This is a genomic window from Planobispora rosea (genome assembly GCF_014648175.1).
Lineage (GTDB): Bacteria > Actinomycetota > Actinomycetes > Streptosporangiales > Streptosporangiaceae > Planobispora > Planobispora rosea.
The window spans coordinates 1-18,337 of sequence record NZ_BMQP01000069.1 but is presented as its reverse complement, the minus strand read 5'-3'; the positions used below and the strand labels follow the sequence as shown (position 1 = coordinate 18,337).

Sequence of the window (18,337 nt, the reverse complement as noted above, 5' to 3'; positions counted from 1 at the left end):
CACTCAACGGCCGGCCCTGGAGCGCGCACTCGGCCGCCAGCCGGGCCAGCTCCTCCATCAAATGACGGCGGTTGTGCAGCCCGGTCAGCGCATCGCGCACCGCCTGCTCGGCCAGATCGGCCCGGAGCAGCTCGATGGTGCGCAACTGCTCGTGCAGGCGGGCGTTGGCCTGCTCCAGCTCCCGCCGCTGACCGTTGATCGCGGTGACGTCCCGGATGACCATGACCCAGCCGACGCGTTCCCTCCGGTTGTCGTGGAGCGGGCTGGTGCGTACGTTCAGCTCCAGCCGCCGCCCTTCGCGGTCCGTGAGGATCAGGTCGCTCTCCCCGCCGTCGGCGTACGGCAGCCCGCCGAACTCCTTCTCGAACGAGTGCCCGACGAGCCGGTCGGGGAGGTCGGGCGCCAGCCGGCGGAGCATGTGCTCGGCGGCGGAGTTGAGGTCGAGGATCCGGCCGGTGGCGTCGATGGTGGCGACCGTGTCGCCGATCAGGTCGAAGACGCGCTCCCGGGCCACGGGGATCATTTCCGGCAGTGAGTGGTGGACGAGCGCCCAGTAGGTGGTGACCGCGGTGACGCAGAAGCCGATGGGCGTCATGTCCGTGGCGTAGTCGCCCCACGCGAGGGCGACGATGTTGGCCAGGCCCGGCAGGATGGCGCCGAGCAGGATGGCGCCGATCAGTTTGCGCTGGGCCCGTGGACCCCGTACCCACCCGCGGAGCAGCCGTGCCACGCCGACGGCGAGCAGGAGGTAGCTGTAGGCGGTGTGGACCCAGAACAGCGGGCCGAAATCGGGCCTGGTGAAGGTGATGGGATCGGCCGGGTCGGGCTGCAGGAAGAACAGGTTGTGCCAGGGGTCGGTCACGTTCATGACCAGGATGAGCACCGGTTCGATCATCAGTAGCAGGGCCGTACGGCGCGGCAGCCGCCACGCGCGGTCGAGCACGGCCAGGGACAGGCAGAAGAATCCCGCCGGGATGACGCACACGCCGATGAACTTGATCACCCGCAGCAGGTGCCCGACCACGGCGTCGTGAACGAGGAAGGCCAGGGCGTCCGCCGCCGACCACGCCACGATCGCCGCGGACAGGAGCGCCAGCGCCGCGACCGCCGGGGCAGCCTTCCGCCGCCGCCAGCCGATGGCGGTCATCGCGGCGCCAACGGCCGTGGCCAGCATGAAAAGCAGGACCAGGAACGGCAGTCCCAGCATCCCGATCCCTCCGTGGATCTCTCGTGAACCTCCTGTTGTCCATCGGAGAGGTGACCCTCCGACATGAGGGATTCACGATGGGTGTTTTTGCTCGGATGTGGCCGGGTGTCTGCCGATAGATGGGTGAGCCCTTGAATGGAAGTAATGACTTACTTACGATGATTGCATGAACAACGGACTGTTCGAGGATGACGACCTGATCCGCGTGGTCGCCCGGGAAGGCATCCTGATCGCCGCCGGAGGGGCGGCGTCACTGCTGCAGACGGCCCACCCCAAGGTGGCCCAAGGCGTCTACGACCACAGCTACACCGCCGAGGACCCGCTCGGCCGGCTCCGCGGCACCATGCAGTGGGTCTACGCCGTGTCGTGGGGCACCCGCGAGGAGGCCGAGACGCTGAGCGCCATCGTGACGCGCATGCACGGCAAGGTGACCGGACCCGGCTACCAGGCCAACGACCCCGAACTCCAGGTCTGGGTCGCCGCCACGCTCTTCGCCACCGGCGTGCACATCTACGAGCTCCTGTTCCGCAAGCTCGACGACGCCGAACTGGCCGCCTACTACGAGCAGTCGAAGGTCTTCGCCACGATCCTCGGCTGCCCGGAGGAGATGCTCCCGGCCACCTACGCCGACTTCCGGGTCTACTACGCGGACATGCTCAACACGCTGAAGATCAGCGATGCCTCGCGGGCCGTCGCCGACCAGGTGCTCCACCCCACGGCCCTGCCCTGGCACCTGCGAGGAGGGCTGCCGGCGATCCGGCTCATCACCGCGGGCCTGATGCCCGAGCCGATCCGCAGGCAGTACGGCTGGCGCTGGTCCCCCCTCCGGCAGGCGCGTTTCATGCTGCTCATGCGGACGCTGGCCGTCGTCTACCCGCGCCTGCCCATGCGGGTGCGCACCCTGCCCCGCGACTACTACCTGCACGAGATGCGCAAGCGGTTCGCCGCCAGGCGCCGTCCCTCGCATGGGGCCGCGCAGGCCGGGTAGGACGGCCTCAGGGGGCTCCCGGAGGAACCACCGGGATTCTTCGGGACTCCGGGGAGGAGGAGCGGTGACGGCTCCCGACGAGATCAGGCGGTCGGCTCTGCCGCTGGCCGCCCCCGACGACCTCGACCCGCTGCTCGAACGCGTCGGCGACGCGCGCTACGTCCTCATCGGCGAGGCGAGCCACGGTACGCACGACTTCTACTCCTGGCGGGCCGCGCTCACCCGCCGCCTGATCGAGGAGAAGGACTTCCGGTTCGTCGGGGTCGAGGGCGACTGGCCCGACTGCGACCGCGTGCACCGGTCGGTCACCCAGACCGGTGCCGAGAGCCCCTACGACGCCCTGTACGGTTTCGCCCGCTGGCCCACGTTCATGTGGGCCAACGAGGAGGTCGTGGACTTCTGCCGCTGGCTGCGCCGGTGGAACGAGTCCCGGCCGGAGGAGCGGCGCTGCGGTTTCCACGGCCTGGACGTCTACAGTCTGTGGGACTCGCTGCGGGCCGTACGCCGCTACGCGACCCGGCACCTGCCCGAGCAGCTCGACACTGTCCTGGACGCGCTGCACTGCCTTGAGGCCTACGGGCACGACCCGCAGCAGTACGGCCTGGCCATGCGGCTGCTCCCCGACTCCTGCGAGAAGGAGGTCGTCGACATGTTGTCGGCGGTGAGCGCCGCGGCGCCGGAGGACGAGGGAGGCTTCGCCGTACGGCAGAACGCCGAGGTGGTGGCCGGGGCGGAGGAGTACTACCGGGCGATGGTCCGCAGCGGCCCCGAGTCGTGGAACGTCCGCGACATCCACATGGCCGACACCCTCGACCGGCTGACGGACTTCTACGGCGACGGCGTCCGGGGCGTCGTCTGGGCCCACAACACCCACATCGGCGACGCCCGCGCCACCGACATGGCCGCCGCCGGGATGACCAACCTCGGGCAGCTGGCCCGGGAGCGGTACGGGGACGACGCGGTGCTGGTCGGGTTCGGCACCTACCAGGGCGCGGTGGTGGCGGCGGAGCGGTGGGGCGCGCCCTCCCAGGTCATGCGGGTCCCACCGGCGCGGCCCGCGTCGCTGGAGTCCCTGCTGCACGCCACCGGGCTGGAGCGGGCGCTGTTCGTCGTGCCCCCGGCCGGGGACCGGCCCGACTGGTACGACCGGCCGATGAGCCACCGCGCCGTCGGGGTGGTCTACCACCCCGACCGCGAGAGGTGGGGGAACTACGTCCCGACGGTGCTCGGCCGCCGCTACGACGCGTTCCTCTGGCTGGACCGGAGCGAGGCCCTGCACCCGTTGCACGGTGAGCCGCCGGAGGACGAGGAACTGGAGACGTTCCCGGCCGCGGTGTGAGCGGGTCTGCGATGTGAGCGGGTCTGCGATGTGGTTCGTCGAGGCGACGGAAAGGCATGGCTATATGTCGGCATTCGGGGCGTTTCCCAGTCCCTGGCGGGAACGGGAGATCCGGTGAGGGGACGGGAGCCGAGCCCGCCGTTCTCGCGGCCCGCATCCGGGGGCGAGGCCGTGCCGGGTCCCGCGCGGTAGCCGTACCGGACCCCGTACGAGACAGGAGAGCACCATGACCGACCGTTCCGACCCGGACCTCGACCGGCTGTGGCAGGAGTTCCACGACTTCGTGAACATGACGTCGGAGGAACTGCGGGCCTTCCTGATGGCCACCGGCTCCGGCGAGGAGGGCTCCCCGGCCGACCCCGGCCAGTGGATGCCCGGCCTCGGCCGGGAGGTGCTGGACATCCTCGGGAAGCGCAAGGTCGATCTCACCTCGGACGACATCGAGACGATGCGGCGCGTCATGAGCGTCGCCGAGGACGCGGAGGCCCACGCCTCCGCCAACGTGCAGGACGACAGCCGCCGCCGGGCCCTGATGGCGGTCGGACACGACCCCCTCAGGCCTCCCCGGACGGAGACCTGACCGCCACACCCGCCGCACCGCGGAGACCGATTCGTCCGCACCGCACGATAGGTTCCTGCGGGTGTCGCGTAGATCATGGATCTGGTGGGGGACGGCTGTCCTCGTCGCACTGTCCGGCGTGGTCGCGGACCGGTTCCTCCACCCGGGCGGGCTGATCATCTCAGGGTGGGGGGAGCGGTGCGCGGGGCCCCAGGTGATCTACCTGGTCCCGGTGGACCTGGTCCCCACCTGGTTGCCGGTGGTCTGGTACGGCGGGGCGCCCGCGGTCGTCCTGGGACTGCTGGTGGCCTGGATCGGGCTGCGGCGCGGACGCACCCGGCCGGGGCGCTGGAGCGCGTGGTTCCTCGCCGCCGCGCTGTGGGCCGCGTACGGTGTGTGGCCGCTCGCGTTCGCCTGGGACATGGTCGTCGGAGACGGCTGCCTGGACGTCTGGGGCGGTGCGTCCGGAGCGCTCTTCTTCTTCGTCGGGCCGTGTCTCCCCCCACTGCTGGCCGCCGCCTGCATGCTCGCCGCCACGCGGGTGCCCCGCCCCAGAGGCCCGCTGCGCCGGGTCGCGGCGGTGCTGGTCCCCCTCGTGCTCCTGACGTTCCTGCCCGCGGGCGACTACGTGCCCGGGGCGGTGTCCGACTGCCCGGAGAACGCGCGCGGCTCCGACCCCTTCGGCACCAGGAGGGCGAGCGACTTCGTCTGCGAGGTACGGCGGGGCGGCGACGAGCCCTACCGGCGGTTGCCCGACCGGGAACTGCTGACCTTCGGGCGGCGACTGTGCGAGGCGTACGTCAGGAACGACCCGGTGGAGATCACCCGGATTCAGGAGCGGGACGGCATCCATGTCGTGTCGATGAGCGGCGCCCTGTCCGGGATCTGCCCCCGGGCGGCGGCGGACCTGCGGGCGCACCAGGAACGGCAGAGCCGGGAGATGGACGAGTGGGAGGCGCAGGAGCAGCGCAAGTGCGATCAGGCGCCCCGGCACCGGCCCCGCCTCCGGCCGCTCAAGGTGTTCCGCGAGCGGATCTGGACGGACTACGGCGTGCTGGAGGGCTACGGTGACGGCGACGTCACCGTTCCCGCCGATGCCGACCCCGCCGAGTACAGCTTCGACCTGCTGGAGGCCGCGCAGCGGGACGGGCTGGTGGCGGCGTCGTACGGGGTCGCCAACGTGCTCGTCGATTCCGACATGGACGTCTGCGTGACCATCGAGCTCTACCGGCGCCGGCCGCCGGTGGAGACCGGGGGCTGGGACCGGGTGGCCGAGTTCGGCCTGGGGACCTCGTCCGGCCGGATCGAGTTCGCCGACCAGATGGGCGGGGCTCCCCTGCCCGATCTCGCCGGGCTGGGCAGGGGCCACTACCGGATCCGCCTCCACTACCGCGTCTCGGAACGCGACGACTCCCAGCACCTGCTGATCATGTCGTTCCCCGGCGGGGGCGACCGTACGGTGAACCTGAAGCGCTGACCACGCCCCGCGGCGATTCCCGCGAGATCAGAGCATGCCCTTCCCCGTTTACCGGTGATCTTCATGGGAGGGAGGTTATGTTGATCTTCGATCAAGTGGATCAGGCGATTGCCTTCCGGCGGCGGCATGGAGGAGAGGCGTCTACCCGTGGACGACGTACCTGTTGTCGGCCTCTATGACTCGCTGCTCACCCGGCGGCTCGATCAACGTGTGGCCTCCTGGCGCGACAGGGGGCACGTCGTGGAGACCTCGCAGGTCGACAGGGAGGAAGTGGCCCACCTGCTCGGCCGGTTCATCGGAGAGACCGCCGCCCAGGCGCTCGCCGTCCTCAGGACCCCCGATGAGCAGGTCGAGCTGGCCAATCGGCTGCTGCGTCAGCTCGCCGATCCCGAGGTCGTCGAGAGCGGCCCCAGCAAGCTGCTCTCGGTCGTCAGGGACGTGCCCGGAGCGGCCCCACCCCCTCGGCCGCTGACCTCGCTGTCGGAGGCGGCGCTGCTCACCAACGCCCGGGAGGACCCGAACCTGGCGCACGAGCTGGCGGCGGAGCTGGCCAGTGCCGACCGGGTGGATCTGCTGTGCGCGTTCGTCAAGTGGTCCGGCCTGCGCATCCTGGAACGGTCACTCGCCGAGCTGCGCCGCCGGGGCGTGCCGCTGCGGATCATCACCACCACCTACATGGGGGCGACCGAACGGCGCGCGCTGGACCGGCTGACGCGTGACTTCGGGGCCGAGGTCCGGATCAGTTACGAGCAGAACTCGACCCGGCTGCACGCCAAGGCCTGGCTGCTGCGCCGCCGTACCGGCTTCGACACCGCCTACGTCGGCAGCTCCAACCTCTCACGCGCGGCCCTGCTGGACGGCCTGGAATGGAACGTCCGCCTGTCGTCGGTGACCACCCCGCGGCTGCTGGACAAATTCGAGGCCACCTTCGACTCCTACTGGAACCGGCCGGAGTTCGAGTCGTACGACCCGGAGACCGACGGCGAGCGCCTCGACGAGGCCCTCTCCCGCTCCGGGGCCGGTGAGCGGCTCTTCGACATCCCCGCGCTGGTCCCCCACCCCTTCCCGCACCAACGGGAGATGCTGGAGGACCTGGACATCGAACGGACCGTCCACGATCGGCACCGCAACCTGCTCGTGGCGGCGACCGGAACCGGCAAGACGGTGGTGGCCGCCTTCGACTACCGCAACCTGCGGCAACACCTCGGCCCGCAGCCGTCCCTGCTGTTCGTCGCGCACCGTCGGGAGATCCTCAAGCAGGCACTGGGCACCTACCGGCAGGTGCTGGCCGCATCCGACTTCGGGGAACTCCACGTCGGGGACGAACGGGCCCGGCACTGGCGGCACGTGTTCGCCTCCGTCCAGTCGCTCACCTCCCGGGGCATCGGCACCTTCGAACCCGATCACTTCGATGTCGTGGTCATCGACGAGTTCCACCACTCCGCCGCACGCAGCTATCGGGAGATCATCGATCACCTCAGGCCGAAGGAACTCCTCGGCCTCACCGCCACTCCCGAGCGGGCCGACGGCACCTGGGTGCAGGACGAGTTCTTCGACGGGCGCATCGCCTCCGAGCTGCGACTGTGGGACGCGCTGGACGCCGATCTGCTCTGCCCGTTCCACTACTTCGGGATCAACGACGAGACCGACCTCAGCGAGGTGAAGTGGTCGCGTGGCTCCTATGACAGCGGGGCACTGGACAACGTGTTCACCGGCGACACCGCCCGTGCCCGGCTGGTGTTCAACGCGCTGCTGGACAAGGTCAGTGATCTGACGGCGGTCCGCGGGCTGGGTTTCTGCGTCTCGGTACGGCATGCGCGGTTCATGGCCGACTTCTTCACCTCGGCGGGCCTGGCATCGCTGGCGGTGGACGGGACGACCGACGACGCCTCCCGCCGGGCCGCGCTGAAGGCTCTGCGGGACGGAGAGGTCACGTTCCTGTTCGCGGTGGACCTGTTCAACGAAGGTCTCGACGTTCCCGACGTCAACACCCTGCTCCTGATGCGGCCGACCGAGAGCGCGACCGTCTTCCTCCAGCAGCTCGGCCGCGGGCTGCGCCGTACTCCTGACAAGGAGGTGCTGACGGTGCTGGACTTCGTCGGCCAGCACCGCAAGGAGTACCGGTTCGGGAACCGCTTCCAGGCACTGACCGGGTTCGCCCGCGGACGGCTGGAACGGCAGGTGAAGGACGAGTTTCCGCTGTTGCCGTCGGGTTGTCAGATCGTCCTGGACCGGGTCACCAAGGACCGTCTGCTCGCCGAGCTCAAGACCCACCTCGGCGCCACGGTCCCCATGCTCACCCAGGAGATCCGTTCCTGCGCGGAGACCTCTCTCATCGACTATCTCGAAGCCAGCGGGCGGGACATCGGCGACCTCTACCGCAACCAGCGCTATTGGACGTGGTTGCTGCGCCGTAGCGGCCTGCTCGGCGGCGACGCCTCTCCCATGGAGGAAGCACTCGGACGTCGCGTGCGGGCCCTGCTCCCGGTGGACGACCGCCGCCGGGCCGAGGCCTACACCAGGCTGTTGCAGCCCGACGGCCCACGCTACGACGAGTGCTCCCCGATCGATCAGGCGTTCGCCCGGATGTTGTTCTTCTCGTTCTGGCGTGACGGCGGCGGCTTCACCTCCTATGACGAGGCGTTCGTACGGCTGCGCGGTGAGCCCGCCCTGTGCGAGGAGATCCGGCAGGTGCTCCTGTACGGGACCGAACGCCCCCGCCACGTGACCAAGCCTCTTCCCGAGCCGCTGGGCGCGATCCCGCTCGCGGTCAACGCGCGCTACTCGGCCGACGAGATCCTCGCCGCCCTCGGCTGGGCGACGCTGGCAGGCCCCACGCCGTCGACCATGCGTGAGGGTGTCGCCTGGAGTCCCGCTACGCGGTGTGACGCGCTCCTGGTCACCCTGCACAAGAGCGAGAAGGAGTTCTCACCGCAGACGATGTACCGGGACTTCGCGCTCACTCCGACCCTGTTCCACTGGGAGTCGCAACACCGCACCAGCGCGGGGTCGGTGACCGGTCTGCGCTATCAGAACCATGCGCGCGAGGGCAGCCACATCCTGCTGTTCACCCGGGAACGCAAGGAGAACGAGAACCGGCACCCCGAACCGTTCGTCTTCCACGGCACCGCCCGCTACGTGGAACACCGGGGCGAACGCCCCATGGCCATCACCTGGCAGCTGGACGAGGAGATGCCCGCCGACCTGTTCCGGCGCGCCGCCGTCGCGGGATAGCTCTGCTCTCCCCGCGGAAGCCGGCGGGAGGCCGGGGTCACGGAAGGCGGGGCTGCTGTTCCTCAAGAAGCTCGCGGAGCTCGGTGGTGTGCTGATCGACGAGGTGGGGGCGGCCGTGGTAGGCGGCCGGGGTGTTCTGGAACAGGACGATCCGCCAGGTGTCGCCGTGCCGCTCCGCGATGAGGGTGTGGTGGGAGTTCGCGGCCGGGTTCAGGTCGTCGGCGCCGGGCGGGACCAGGCCGGAGATGGCCCGCAGCAGCACCGTGTCCGGGCCGAGCGGGCGGACCTCGCGCACCTTGGCGACGTAGGAGGCGGTGGGGTGGTCGGCGAAGATGCCGGCGAGGTGCTCCTCGACCTCCTTGCCGCCCGTCTCGATGCTGCCGTCGAATCCGATGATCGTGCCGTCGTCGGCGATCAGCGCGGCATAGGCCCTGGCGTCGCGGTGGTTCCAGGCGTCCAGCAGCCGGGAGTAGAGATCGCGGACGGCGGAGTCGTCGGCCATGAGGCCTCCAGGAGCGGCGGCTCGGGTGGTGGGTCTCACCCTAGTTCAAGGCCGTTTCGGCGAGAAGCGCATTCTCCGGGCCGCCGCCCGGCGGTCACGATTCGATCGGCTCGGTCGGCTCGGCCGGCTCGGTCGGTTCGGTCGGTTCGGTCGGCTCGGTCGGTTCGCTCGGTTTGCGGAACAGGAGGCGGGCATGCAGGAACCTCTCACCCTCCTCGGGCTCGCGCACCATCCAGGCGGTCACCTCAAGCCCGGCCCGGCGCACCAGATCGGTGATGCGGCCGGGCGGCCACCGGTAGGCGAGCGTCACCTTGTGGTCGAACGGCAACGGCTCGGCCGGGTGCTCCGGCTCGTCGTGGGAGAAGAAGCCGAGGAGCAGATATCCACCCGGCGCCAGCACCCGATGGAACTCGGCGAACACCGTCGGCAGCAGCTCCGGCGGGGTGTGGATGACGGAGTACCAGGAGAGGACGCCGCCGAGGGTGCCGTCCCTCAGATCGAGAGCGGTCATCGATCCTTCGTCGAACCGCAGGTCCGGATAGGTCTCACGGGCCAGGGTGATCATCGTCGGTGACAGGTCGACGCCGAAGACGGGCACCCCGAGCGAGTGCAGGTGCGCCGTACCGTGACCGGGACCGCACCCGAGATCGGCGACCGGCCCGGCGTCGGCGGCCCGCACGAACTCGGCGAACGCGGCGTGCATCGCACGGTCCAGCGGCCTGGCGTCGAGCGCGGTGCGGAACAGCGCGGAGTACTCGGCGGCGACGGTGTCGTAGGCCGTCCGGGTGGTGTCCAGGCAGGGGGATTCGATCACGACCGAGACAGTAGTCCACGATCACTCCGAGCGGGGCTTCCGATCGGGACCTCCACCCGGGACCTCCGTATGGGGCGTCCGACCTGCGCGACCTGTTCCGGCTGCTCGCCCTCGACGGCTCCCACCTCGACGGGATCGAGCGCGCAGAAGAGGACCACACCGACGGCCACGGCGAGTACCTCGCCTGGCTGGACGACCACTTCGGGCTGACGCCGCCCCACGACTCCGATCCGTGGACGCCATCCCCATCCGCGGCTCGGGAGTCCCTACTCCTCCTCCGTGAACACGACCTCGCGGCGCCTGCGGATCGCCGGGAGGACGGCGACGACGAGCGCCGCCACGGCCAGGACCAGGAGCACCGCGGAGATCGGCCGGGTCAGGAAGACCGACGCGTCACCGCGGGAGATGATGAGCGCCCGCCGCAGGTTCTCCTCCAGCAGGGGGCCGAGGACGAAGCCGAGCAGCAGCGGCGCCGGCTCGCAGCCGCACTTGATCAGGACGTAGCCCAGGAGTCCGAAGAAGACGATCGCGTAGACGTCGTACGCGTTGAACCCCAGGGAGTACGTCCCGATCGAGGCGAACAGGATGATCATCGGGAACAGCACCTGGTACGGGATGCGCAACATGCGCACCCATATGCCGATCAGCGGCAGGTTCAGCAGCACGAGCAGCACGTTGCCGATCCACATCGACGCGATCAGGCCCCAGAACAGCGCCGGTTCGTCGACGATGACGTTCGGGCCGGGGGTGATGCCGTGGACGATGAACGCGCCGACCATCAGCGCCATGACCGGGTGGGCGGGCAGGCCCAGGGTGAGCAGCGGGATGAACGACGTCTGCGCGGCGGCGTTGTTCGCCGACTCGGGACCGGCGACGCCCTCGATCGCGCCGTGCCCGAACTCCTGCCCCCGCTTGGAGATCCGCTTCTCGACGGCGTACGAGGTGAACGAGGCCAGCACGTGGCCACCGCCCGGCAGGACACCGAGCGCGGCGCCGAGACCCGTGCCCCGCAGGATCGGGCCGACGATCCGGCGCCGGTCCTCGCGGGTCGGCCAGAGGTTGCTCACCCTGCCGACGATCGCCGCGCGCGCCCGCTCGTTCTCCAGGTTGCGCAGGATCTCGGCCACCCCGAACATGCCGACGGCGACCGACACGAAGTCGATGCCGCCGTACAGCTCGCGCCGGCCGAACACGAACCGGGGCGTGCCCGTGTAGATGTCCTGTCCGACCGTGCCGAACAGGACCCCCAGCATGATCATCGCCAGGGCCTTGAGCGCCGTGCCGCGCGCCAGCGCGATCGACACGATCAGGCCGAACAGCACCAGCGAGAAGTATTCGGCCGGGCCGAACCGCAGAGCGACGCGGGCCAGCGGCGGGGCCGCGACGGCCAGCACGACGGTGGCCACCGTACCGGCGACGAAGGACCCGACCGCGGCGGTGGCCAGCGCCGCGCCCGCCCGGCCCTGCCGGGCCATCTCGTGCCCGTCCAGCGCGGTGACCGCCGCCGACGACTCACCGGGCAGGTTGATCAGGATGGCGGTCGTCGAGCCGCCGTACTGCGCGCCGTAGTAGATCCCGGCCAGCATGATCAGGGCCGTCACCGGCTCGAAGCTGAACGTGATCGGCAGCAGCATCGCCACCGTCGCCGTCGGCCCGATGCCGGGCAGCACCCCGACCGCCGTCCCGAGCAGTACTCCCACGAAGCAGTAGACGACGTTCTGGACCAGGAGGGCGGTCGAGAAGCCCAGTGCGAGGTTGTCGAGAAGGTCCATGCCTCATTCCGGGTCGAGCGTCGGAGATTCCGGATGCCGCGTCAGAACCCCAGCCACGGGCCCCACAGCGGGATCCGCAGCTGAAGACCGACGACGAAGATGAGCGTGCCGGCCGCGGTCAGCCCGGCGGTCACGGCCACGGCCGTGAGAGGCCGTACGCGCCTGCTGGCCAGCGTGGTGAGCAGGGCGGTCACCGCCGACGCCGGGATGAACCCGAGACCCCGTACGGTGAACCCGAAGAACAGGATCGCGAGCACGATGACGGTGACCGCGCGCCAGGGAACCGGCCCGAACGCGACCACCTCGCCGGCGACGAGTCCCTTGACGACGACCGCCAGACCCAGCGCGGCCACGATCGCGCCGACCAGCAGGGGGAAGGCGCCGGGACCCATCCGCAGCGGGGTGCCCAGCTCGTAGCCGAGCGACCCCGCCACGAACGCGCCGCCGATCAGGACGAAGACTCCCCCGGCGAGGATGTCCGGGAGGGACCGGCGTCGCTCCACCTCAGGAGGCCTTGACGCCGGCGTCGGCGATGACCTTCGCCCAGGTGCCGAGCTGCTCTTCGAGCTTGGCCCGGTGCGCCTGCGGGGTCGCGTCCTCGGCCGGGACCGGCGCGGTGCCGAGCTTGGCCATCTGGTCGACGACCTTCTGGTCGGCCAGCGCCGTCTTCAGCGCCTCGGACAACTTCTGGACGACCTCCTGCGGCGTGCCCTTCGGGACGTAGAGGCCGTGCCACACGCTGACCTGGAGGCCGGGCAGCCCGGCCTCGGCGGTGGTGGGCAGGTCGGGCAGGCTCTGCACCCGCTCCGGAGTGGTGACCGCGTACGCCTTCACCTCGCCCGCGGAGATCTGGCCGCTGGTGTTGGTCGTCTGGTCGCACATGAAGTCGACCTGGCCGCCGACGAGGTCGGTCAGCGCGGGGCCGGTGCCCTCATACGGAACCTCCTGGAGCTTGACGCCGGCGGCGGTCTGGAACAGCAGGCCGCACAGGTGGGACGCGGCGCCGATGCCGGCGTTGGCCAGCGTGACCTTGCCGGCGTTCGCCTTCACGTGGCTCACGAGGTCCTGGAGTGTCGCGGGCCCGAAGTCCTTGCGGGCGACGATCGTCATCGGTACCTCGGTGACGAGCCCGACCATCTCGAAGCTCTCGAGCGGCTTGTACCCCAGGTCCTTGTAGAGGGCGGGCGCCGTGGACATGCCGATGTGGTGCATGAGCACGGTGTAACCGTCTGGCTCGGCCTGCGCGACCTCGCCGGCGCCGACCGTGCCGCCCGCGCCCTCGACGTTCTGGACGACGATCTTGCCGCCGAGCTTGGCGGCCATCGGCTCGGCGATCATGCGGGTGACGGTGTCCGTCGGGCCGCCCGCGCTGAACGGCACGACGATGGTGATGTTCCGGTCCGGGTAGCCGCCGCCGGTGGTTCCGTCAGTGGCGCCGCCGGTGGTTCCGCCGCTTCCGGAACAGGCGGCGACGAGCGAGACGACGCCGATCGCGGCGATCATCCGCGCGGCGGCCCGGTACCTGCTGGTCGTTCTCATATCGCGGCCTCCTCGTCAGCGCATCCGCGTTCGTCGGTGAGTGCGCGGCCCCAGTTTCGGCTGACGGAGGCCGGGATGGTGTCAGAGGAATCCCAAGGAATGCGTCAGACGTCAGGTAAATCCCAAGAACTGGAGGGCTAACGCGAGCCTCGGTGCGGGCCGTACAATCCGGTATGCGGATCACCATCATCGAAGATGACGACCGCGTGGCGCGGAGCCTGGTGACCGTCCTGGCTCAGGCGGGGTTCGAGGTCCACCGTGTCGCCACCGCCGCGGAGGCCGTACGCGCCGCCCCGTCCGATGTGGTCCTCGTCGACCTGGGGCTGCCCGACGGCGACGGACTCGACGTGATCCGCAAGCTGCGTGACCGCCCGGAGACCGCCGTCATCGCCGTGACGGCACGGTCCGAGGAGCACGAGCGGGTCCGCGGCCTGCGCGCCGGCGCCGACGACTACATCGTGAAGCCGTTCGGCATCCCGGAACTGCTGGCCCGGATCGACGCCGTCCTGCGCCGTACCCGGACGGCCCGCGCACTCAGCCACCCGGACGAGCCGCTCGTCCTCGGCCCGGTACGGATCGGCGTCGGTACCCGCGAGGTGACGGTCGACGGCACGCCCGTGACGCTGACCCGCAAGGAGTTCGAGCTGCTCCTGCTGCTGGGCCGCAGGGCGCCGAACGTGGTGAGCCGCGACGTCATCCTCGACCAGATCTGGGGTGCGACCTGGGAGTCCTCAAGCCGCACCCTGGACACCCACATCGCGGCGTTACGGCACAAACTCGGACCGGCGGTGCTCATCCGCACGATCCACGGAGTCGGCTACCGGCTCCAGGCCGAGCGGCCGGAGCTGATCGGCTGACGCGCCGTGCACCGCCGCCTGCTCGTCGTCCTGGTACCCCTCGCGGTGCTGCTCGTCGCGGCGCTCGGGGTGCCGCTGAGTGTCACCGTGGCCGAGCGGGAGATGCAGGAGACGTACGTCGACCGGCTCAACGACGTCGGCCGGTTCGCGTCGCTGGCCGAGACCGCGCTGACAACGGGGCGGACCGAGGCGCTCCAGCAGGAGCTGGCGCGCTATCACGAGCTGTACGGCATCCCGGTCGCGGTGATCGGCATGTCGGGCACGGTGCTGCTCGGCCCGGCGGACGCCTATCGGGAGGCGGCGCGGGCCGAGCCGGGGCTGCCCCGGATCGTGACCGCGGCGCTGTCCGGGACGAGACCCGAACCATCCGGGAAATGGGCGCCGTGGGACGACTCCGCCCTCGTGGTCGCGGAACCGGTGGGCCGGGATAGCGAGGTCGTCGGCGCCGTCGTGACGATCTCCGACCTGTCGAAGACACGCCATCGCATCCTCGTACGGTGGGCACAGCTCGCCGGGCTCGGGCTGCTGCCGTTGATCGCTCTGGTGGCCGTCGCCTGGCCGGTCTCGGCGTGGGTGCTGCGGCCGGTACGGGAACTGGACGCGGCGAGCTCGCGGATCTCCCGGGGAGACCTCACCATCCGGGCGGACGCCGAGGCCGGCCCGGCCGAGCTGCGGCGGCTGGCGGAGTCGTTCAACACCATGATGGACGCGGTCGAGAACGCCGCGCAGCGGCAGCGGGCGTTCGTGTCCGACGCGTCGCATCAACTGCGCAATCCGCTGACCAGCCTCCGGCTCGCCGTGGAGAGCCTGGAACCGCACCTGGACACGGCCGGTGACGGGCGGCAGGTGTACGACGTCGCCGTCGACGAGCTGAAGGCGATGCAGCGGCTGCTGAACTCGTTGCAGGCCAGCGCGCGGATGGAGAGCATGCGGACGGCGTCGCCGGTGGATCTCGACGCGGTGCTGGCCACCCGGGTGGACCGGTGGCGGGCGTTGACGGCGACGGCGGGGCAGACGCTGACGGTCGACGTGCCGCCGGGACTGCGGTTGCTGGAGCCGCCGGGCGGACTGGGCAGCATCCTGGACGAGTTGATCAGCAACGCGCTGCGGCTGTCGGACGCGCGGGTGGTGGAGGTGACCGCCCGGATCGTCCCCGCTGGTGCGGGCGCCGGACGCGGTGACGCCTCCGCGGCCGGAGGCGTGGTCACGATCGTCGTCCGTGACGACGGCCAGGGCATCGACGCGTCCGAGCGAGCCCAGGCGCTACGGAGGTTCTGGCGCTCGCCGCGGCACCAGAACGTGGCCGGGACCGGCCTGGGACTGGCGATCTGCGCCGACCTGGTCGGGGCGGCCGGGGGAGAGCTGCGGTTGGAGGACGGCCTGCCGCGTCCGGACGGGTCCGGGCACGGATTCGCCGCGGTGATCGCGCTGCCGGCCGTTCCGAGGGCGGCGTCGTCGTCCGACGCTCCGGCCCCGTCGCCGGTCTGAAACCCGTACCCGGCCACCGGACCCCGACCCGGGCCCGGCGGCCGGGCCGGCGTCCCGGTCAGCGCTTGCGGTCGCGGAACCAGGCGGCCGCGCCCGGATGGAGCGGGATCGACGCGGTGGAGATCCCGGTACGCACGTTGATCTGCCACGCCTCGGGAACGGCCTCGGGAACGGGGTCAGCGTCGTCGCGACCGGCGGAGGTGATGCTGCCGGTGTGCGTGAAGATCGTGCCGGTGATGGCGTGGACCAGGTCGTCGGGCAGGTCGTCGCGGGCGAGAAGCATGTTCGGCACGGCGACGGTGCGGGTGGCCGGGACACCGGCGTAGGCGGTCGCGTGGATCACGGCGGGAGCGTAGGGACCGGGGAACGCCGCGAAGAGCGCGTCCGCCTGCGCCTCCAACGGGACCAACCGGATCGCATGCCGCTGCGCCAGCTCCGTGATGGCGGGGGTCGGGACACCGGTCAGGGAGAACATCGCGTCGATCCCGCCCTCGCGCAGCGCCGCCGCCGATTCGGCCTGGCTGAGGTACCGGCCGTCGGCGTTCACCCGGCCGAGCTCCAGCACCCGCAGTGACGTGAACTCGGTCCCCGAGCCGCGGGCACCGAGGGAGACGCGCCTGCCTTCGAGATCCCGGAACTCGTCGATCACCGAACCGGCCATGACCACGAGGTGCAGGTGACTGTCGTAGAGCCGGCAGATCGCGGAGAGCCCTCCGGGGGCGCTGCCGTCCGCCGTGATCAGCGCGTCCAGGCTCGTCAGCCCGAGGTGCACCTCACCGGCCCGCAACATCCGGATGTTGTCGGTGGACGCCCCGCTCGGCACGGTGCTCACCGTGACACCCGGCACCCGCTCGGAGATGTGTTCGGCCAGCGAACCACCGATGCGCCGGTACACCGCCCCCGCCGGCCCGGTGGCCAGCCGCAGGTGGACCCTGTCGACCTCGGGCTGCCGGGAGCAACCGGCGAGCACCCCTCCGGCGGCCAGGAGCACCGCCCGCCGGCTGAGCCGCAGCCCCTCCAGGTTCAGCACCATGCCGCGATGATACGGATGAGCGGGCGGAACGATTGTCGGACGGGTCCGGCAGGATGGCTGCCATGGTCTCTTACCAACTGGTCATCGACTGTGCGGCACCCGAGCGGATGGCCCGGTTCTGGGCGGGCGCACTGCGCTACACGGTGGAGCCGCCGCCGGGTGGATTCGACACGTGGCGGGCTTACTGGCGCAGTCTCGGGGTGCCGGAGGAGGAACTGGGCGAGGGGGACTGCAGCGACAGCATCGTCGATCCCGAGGGGCACGGGCCGAGGATCTGGTTTCAGCAGGTACCCGAGGGCAAGGTGGTCAAGAACCGGTTCCACCTGGATGTGATGGTGGGCGGCAGGCGGGAGGACGTGCCGCTGGAGACCCGCAGGGCGCGGGTGGACGCCGAGGTGGAGCGGCTCGTCCGGGCGGGGGCGTCCGTCGTGCGGGTGTTGTCACAGCCCGGGGTCGATCACTACGCGGTGGCGATGGCGGATCCCGAGGGCAACGAGTTCGACGTGGTCTAGCGCCGGTTTCCGCGCGCCGGTCCGAGGTCGTCGGCCACCGTCAGAAGCGCCTGATCAGCGACCTCTCCACCTCGCCTGACCGGGACGGAACAGGCAACATGCCAGCGGTCTCGACGAACAGAGCAGGTCGGCGGCGTGTTCGCCTCAGGGCTGACCGCCGCCGAGATTGCTCTGAATCCCGCCCTGCCACTGTTCCACCACGGTCTTGATCAGGGTGGCGAGACCCAGCGCGACCCCCGCGATGATGGCGGTGATGATTACCCACTCGGGACGATGTCACGGGCCGCAGGAAGAACCCGGAACTTCCATGGGCATCGGCAGCCGCGCAGACACTCTCCGAACTGCCGCGGCCCCTCACCCCACTGATCACTGACTCCGTACTGTCTGATCATGAGTCGGGACGACGGGCCAGCTCGACTCTTGGGAGCGTCCCATCGCCGACCGGCGAACCCAGCTCACCAGCCGAACGGGAAAGCCTGGTGACCAGGCGTGACATACGAATAATCTCGGGACTCGACGACCAGGCCTTCGTTATTGAATCGCAGCATCGTGCACCCCGAAATGGTCAGAGGGCCGCTGTCGTAGTGGCACAACGCCCAGTACTCCGCCGCAGCCTGATCGCCTTGGACCAGGGGTGTGGCGAACCGGGCCTGCGTTGGCTCGATCTCTGATGCGAACGCCTCCTGAAGGTACTTTCTGAGCCCGGCGCGTCCTCGGTGAGGAGGGCCGAAGGGCGTCGACCAATGAACGCCGTCTCCGGCCTGGCGTGCGACGATGGCTTCGGTGTCTTTCTGTGCCCACCCCGCGGTCCACACCTGTGTCCAGCGCAAAGCGGCTTCATGAACGTCCATAGCGACTCCTCATGATCGATACCGGCTCGCTGCGGACCCTATCGCCTGCCCCGGACACTTCCGGGCGTCCGCTCCGCCTGAGCCGCCACTGGCGGCCCTTTCCTAAGAGCGTGACTCATTTGGTGGTCGCTCGTTTGATATGGCATGGATGCGTTCCTTCAGCGG

At 70.3% G+C, this 18,337-nt stretch carries 16 protein-coding genes; 8 read left to right on the top strand and 8 right to left on the bottom strand.

Annotation, left to right across the window (positions count from 1 at the left end; genetic code table 11):
• A partial coding sequence (locus IEZ08_RS37175) for a histidine kinase N-terminal 7TM domain-containing diguanylate cyclase (protein WP_189244049.1) occupies positions 1 to 1,207 on the bottom strand: 1,207 nt, incomplete at its 3' end.
• Positions 1,208 to 1,373: 166 nt separating this feature from the next.
• On the opposite strand from IEZ08_RS37175, the gene IEZ08_RS37170 reads away from it, so the two are divergent.
• The 5 genes from IEZ08_RS37170 to IEZ08_RS37150 all read left to right on the top strand — a co-directional run bounded on the left by IEZ08_RS37170 (position 1,374) and on the right by IEZ08_RS37150 (position 8,804).
• Entirely contained in the window at positions 1,374 to 2,195 is an 822-nt protein-coding gene (locus IEZ08_RS37170) for an oxygenase MpaB family protein (protein WP_068927536.1), read from the top strand.
• Positions 2,196 to 2,259: 64 nt separating this feature from the next.
• Positions 2,260 to 3,534, top strand: coding sequence for an erythromycin esterase family protein (locus IEZ08_RS37165; protein WP_229803925.1), 1,275 nt, complete (start codon positions 2,260 to 2,262; stop codon positions 3,532 to 3,534).
• Between the two features lie 226 nt (positions 3,535 to 3,760).
• Complete coding sequence (locus tag IEZ08_RS37160) at positions 3,761 to 4,114, top strand: DUF3140 domain-containing protein (RefSeq protein WP_068927534.1); 354 nt, start codon at positions 3,761 to 3,763, stop codon at positions 4,112 to 4,114.
• 61 nt (positions 4,115 to 4,175) lie between these two features.
• Positions 4,176 to 5,570 (top strand): hypothetical protein, encoded by a 1,395-nt coding sequence (locus IEZ08_RS37155; RefSeq protein ID WP_141704275.1) that lies wholly within the window; start codon positions 4,176 to 4,178, stop codon positions 5,568 to 5,570.
• 147 nt (positions 5,571 to 5,717) lie between these two features.
• A complete protein-coding gene (locus IEZ08_RS37150) occupies positions 5,718 to 8,804 on the top strand; it encodes a DEAD/DEAH box helicase (protein ID WP_203863388.1) in 3,087 nt (1,028 codons plus the stop codon).
• Between the two features lie 37 nt (positions 8,805 to 8,841).
• Here the strand turns inward: IEZ08_RS37150 and IEZ08_RS37145 are convergent, their stop codons facing one another.
• The 5 genes from IEZ08_RS37145 to IEZ08_RS37125 all read right to left on the bottom strand — a co-directional run bounded on the left by IEZ08_RS37145 (position 8,842) and on the right by IEZ08_RS37125 (position 13,431).
• Positions 8,842 to 9,306 (bottom strand): SgcJ/EcaC family oxidoreductase, encoded by a 465-nt coding sequence (locus tag IEZ08_RS37145; RefSeq protein ID WP_189244046.1) that lies wholly within the window; start codon positions 9,304 to 9,306, stop codon positions 8,842 to 8,844.
• 94 nt (positions 9,307 to 9,400) lie between these two features.
• The gene (locus IEZ08_RS37140) at positions 9,401 to 10,120 is read right to left on the bottom strand and encodes a class I SAM-dependent methyltransferase (protein ID WP_229803924.1); all 720 of its coding nucleotides are present in this window, start codon (positions 10,118 to 10,120) and stop codon (positions 9,401 to 9,403) included.
• 266 nt (positions 10,121 to 10,386) lie between these two features.
• A complete protein-coding gene (locus IEZ08_RS37135; RefSeq protein ID WP_068927522.1) occupies positions 10,387 to 11,892 on the bottom strand; it encodes a tripartite tricarboxylate transporter permease in 1,506 nt (501 codons plus the stop codon).
• 41 nt (positions 11,893 to 11,933) lie between these two features.
• The gene (locus tag IEZ08_RS37130) at positions 11,934 to 12,395 is read right to left on the bottom strand and encodes a tripartite tricarboxylate transporter TctB family protein (RefSeq protein WP_189244045.1); all 462 of its coding nucleotides are present in this window, start codon (positions 12,393 to 12,395) and stop codon (positions 11,934 to 11,936) included.
• Between the two features lies 1 nt (position 12,396).
• On the bottom strand, positions 12,397 to 13,431 hold the full coding sequence (locus IEZ08_RS37125; protein ID WP_189244044.1) for a tripartite tricarboxylate transporter substrate-binding protein: 1,035 nt from the start codon (positions 13,429 to 13,431) through the stop codon (positions 12,397 to 12,399).
• Positions 13,432 to 13,604: 173 nt separating this feature from the next.
• Between IEZ08_RS37125 and IEZ08_RS37120 the strand changes: the two genes are divergently transcribed.
• Together IEZ08_RS37120 and IEZ08_RS37115 are read left to right on the top strand one after the other, a co-directional pair.
• Positions 13,605 to 14,288 (top strand): response regulator transcription factor, encoded by a 684-nt coding sequence (locus IEZ08_RS37120; RefSeq protein WP_068927519.1) that lies wholly within the window; start codon positions 13,605 to 13,607, stop codon positions 14,286 to 14,288.
• A gap of 6 nt (positions 14,289 to 14,294) precedes the next feature.
• Positions 14,295 to 15,776, top strand: coding sequence for a sensor histidine kinase (locus IEZ08_RS37115; protein ID WP_068927517.1), 1,482 nt, complete (start codon positions 14,295 to 14,297; stop codon positions 15,774 to 15,776).
• A 58-nt stretch (positions 15,777 to 15,834) separates the two neighbouring features.
• On the opposite strand, the gene IEZ08_RS37110 is transcribed toward IEZ08_RS37115, so the two are convergent.
• Positions 15,835 to 16,809 (bottom strand): TAXI family TRAP transporter solute-binding subunit, encoded by a 975-nt coding sequence (locus tag IEZ08_RS37110; RefSeq protein ID WP_068927515.1) that lies wholly within the window; start codon positions 16,807 to 16,809, stop codon positions 15,835 to 15,837.
• Between the two features lie 62 nt (positions 16,810 to 16,871).
• Between IEZ08_RS37110 and IEZ08_RS37105 the strand changes: the two genes are divergently transcribed.
• Positions 16,872 to 17,321 (top strand): VOC family protein, encoded by a 450-nt coding sequence (locus tag IEZ08_RS37105; RefSeq protein ID WP_068927513.1) that lies wholly within the window; start codon positions 16,872 to 16,874, stop codon positions 17,319 to 17,321.
• Positions 17,322 to 17,776: 455 nt separating this feature from the next.
• On the opposite strand, the gene IEZ08_RS37100 is transcribed toward IEZ08_RS37105, so the two are convergent.
• The gene (locus IEZ08_RS37100; protein WP_068927511.1) at positions 17,777 to 18,172 is read right to left on the bottom strand and encodes a nuclear transport factor 2 family protein; all 396 of its coding nucleotides are present in this window, start codon (positions 18,170 to 18,172) and stop codon (positions 17,777 to 17,779) included.
• Positions 18,173 to 18,337 lie beyond the last annotated feature (165 nt).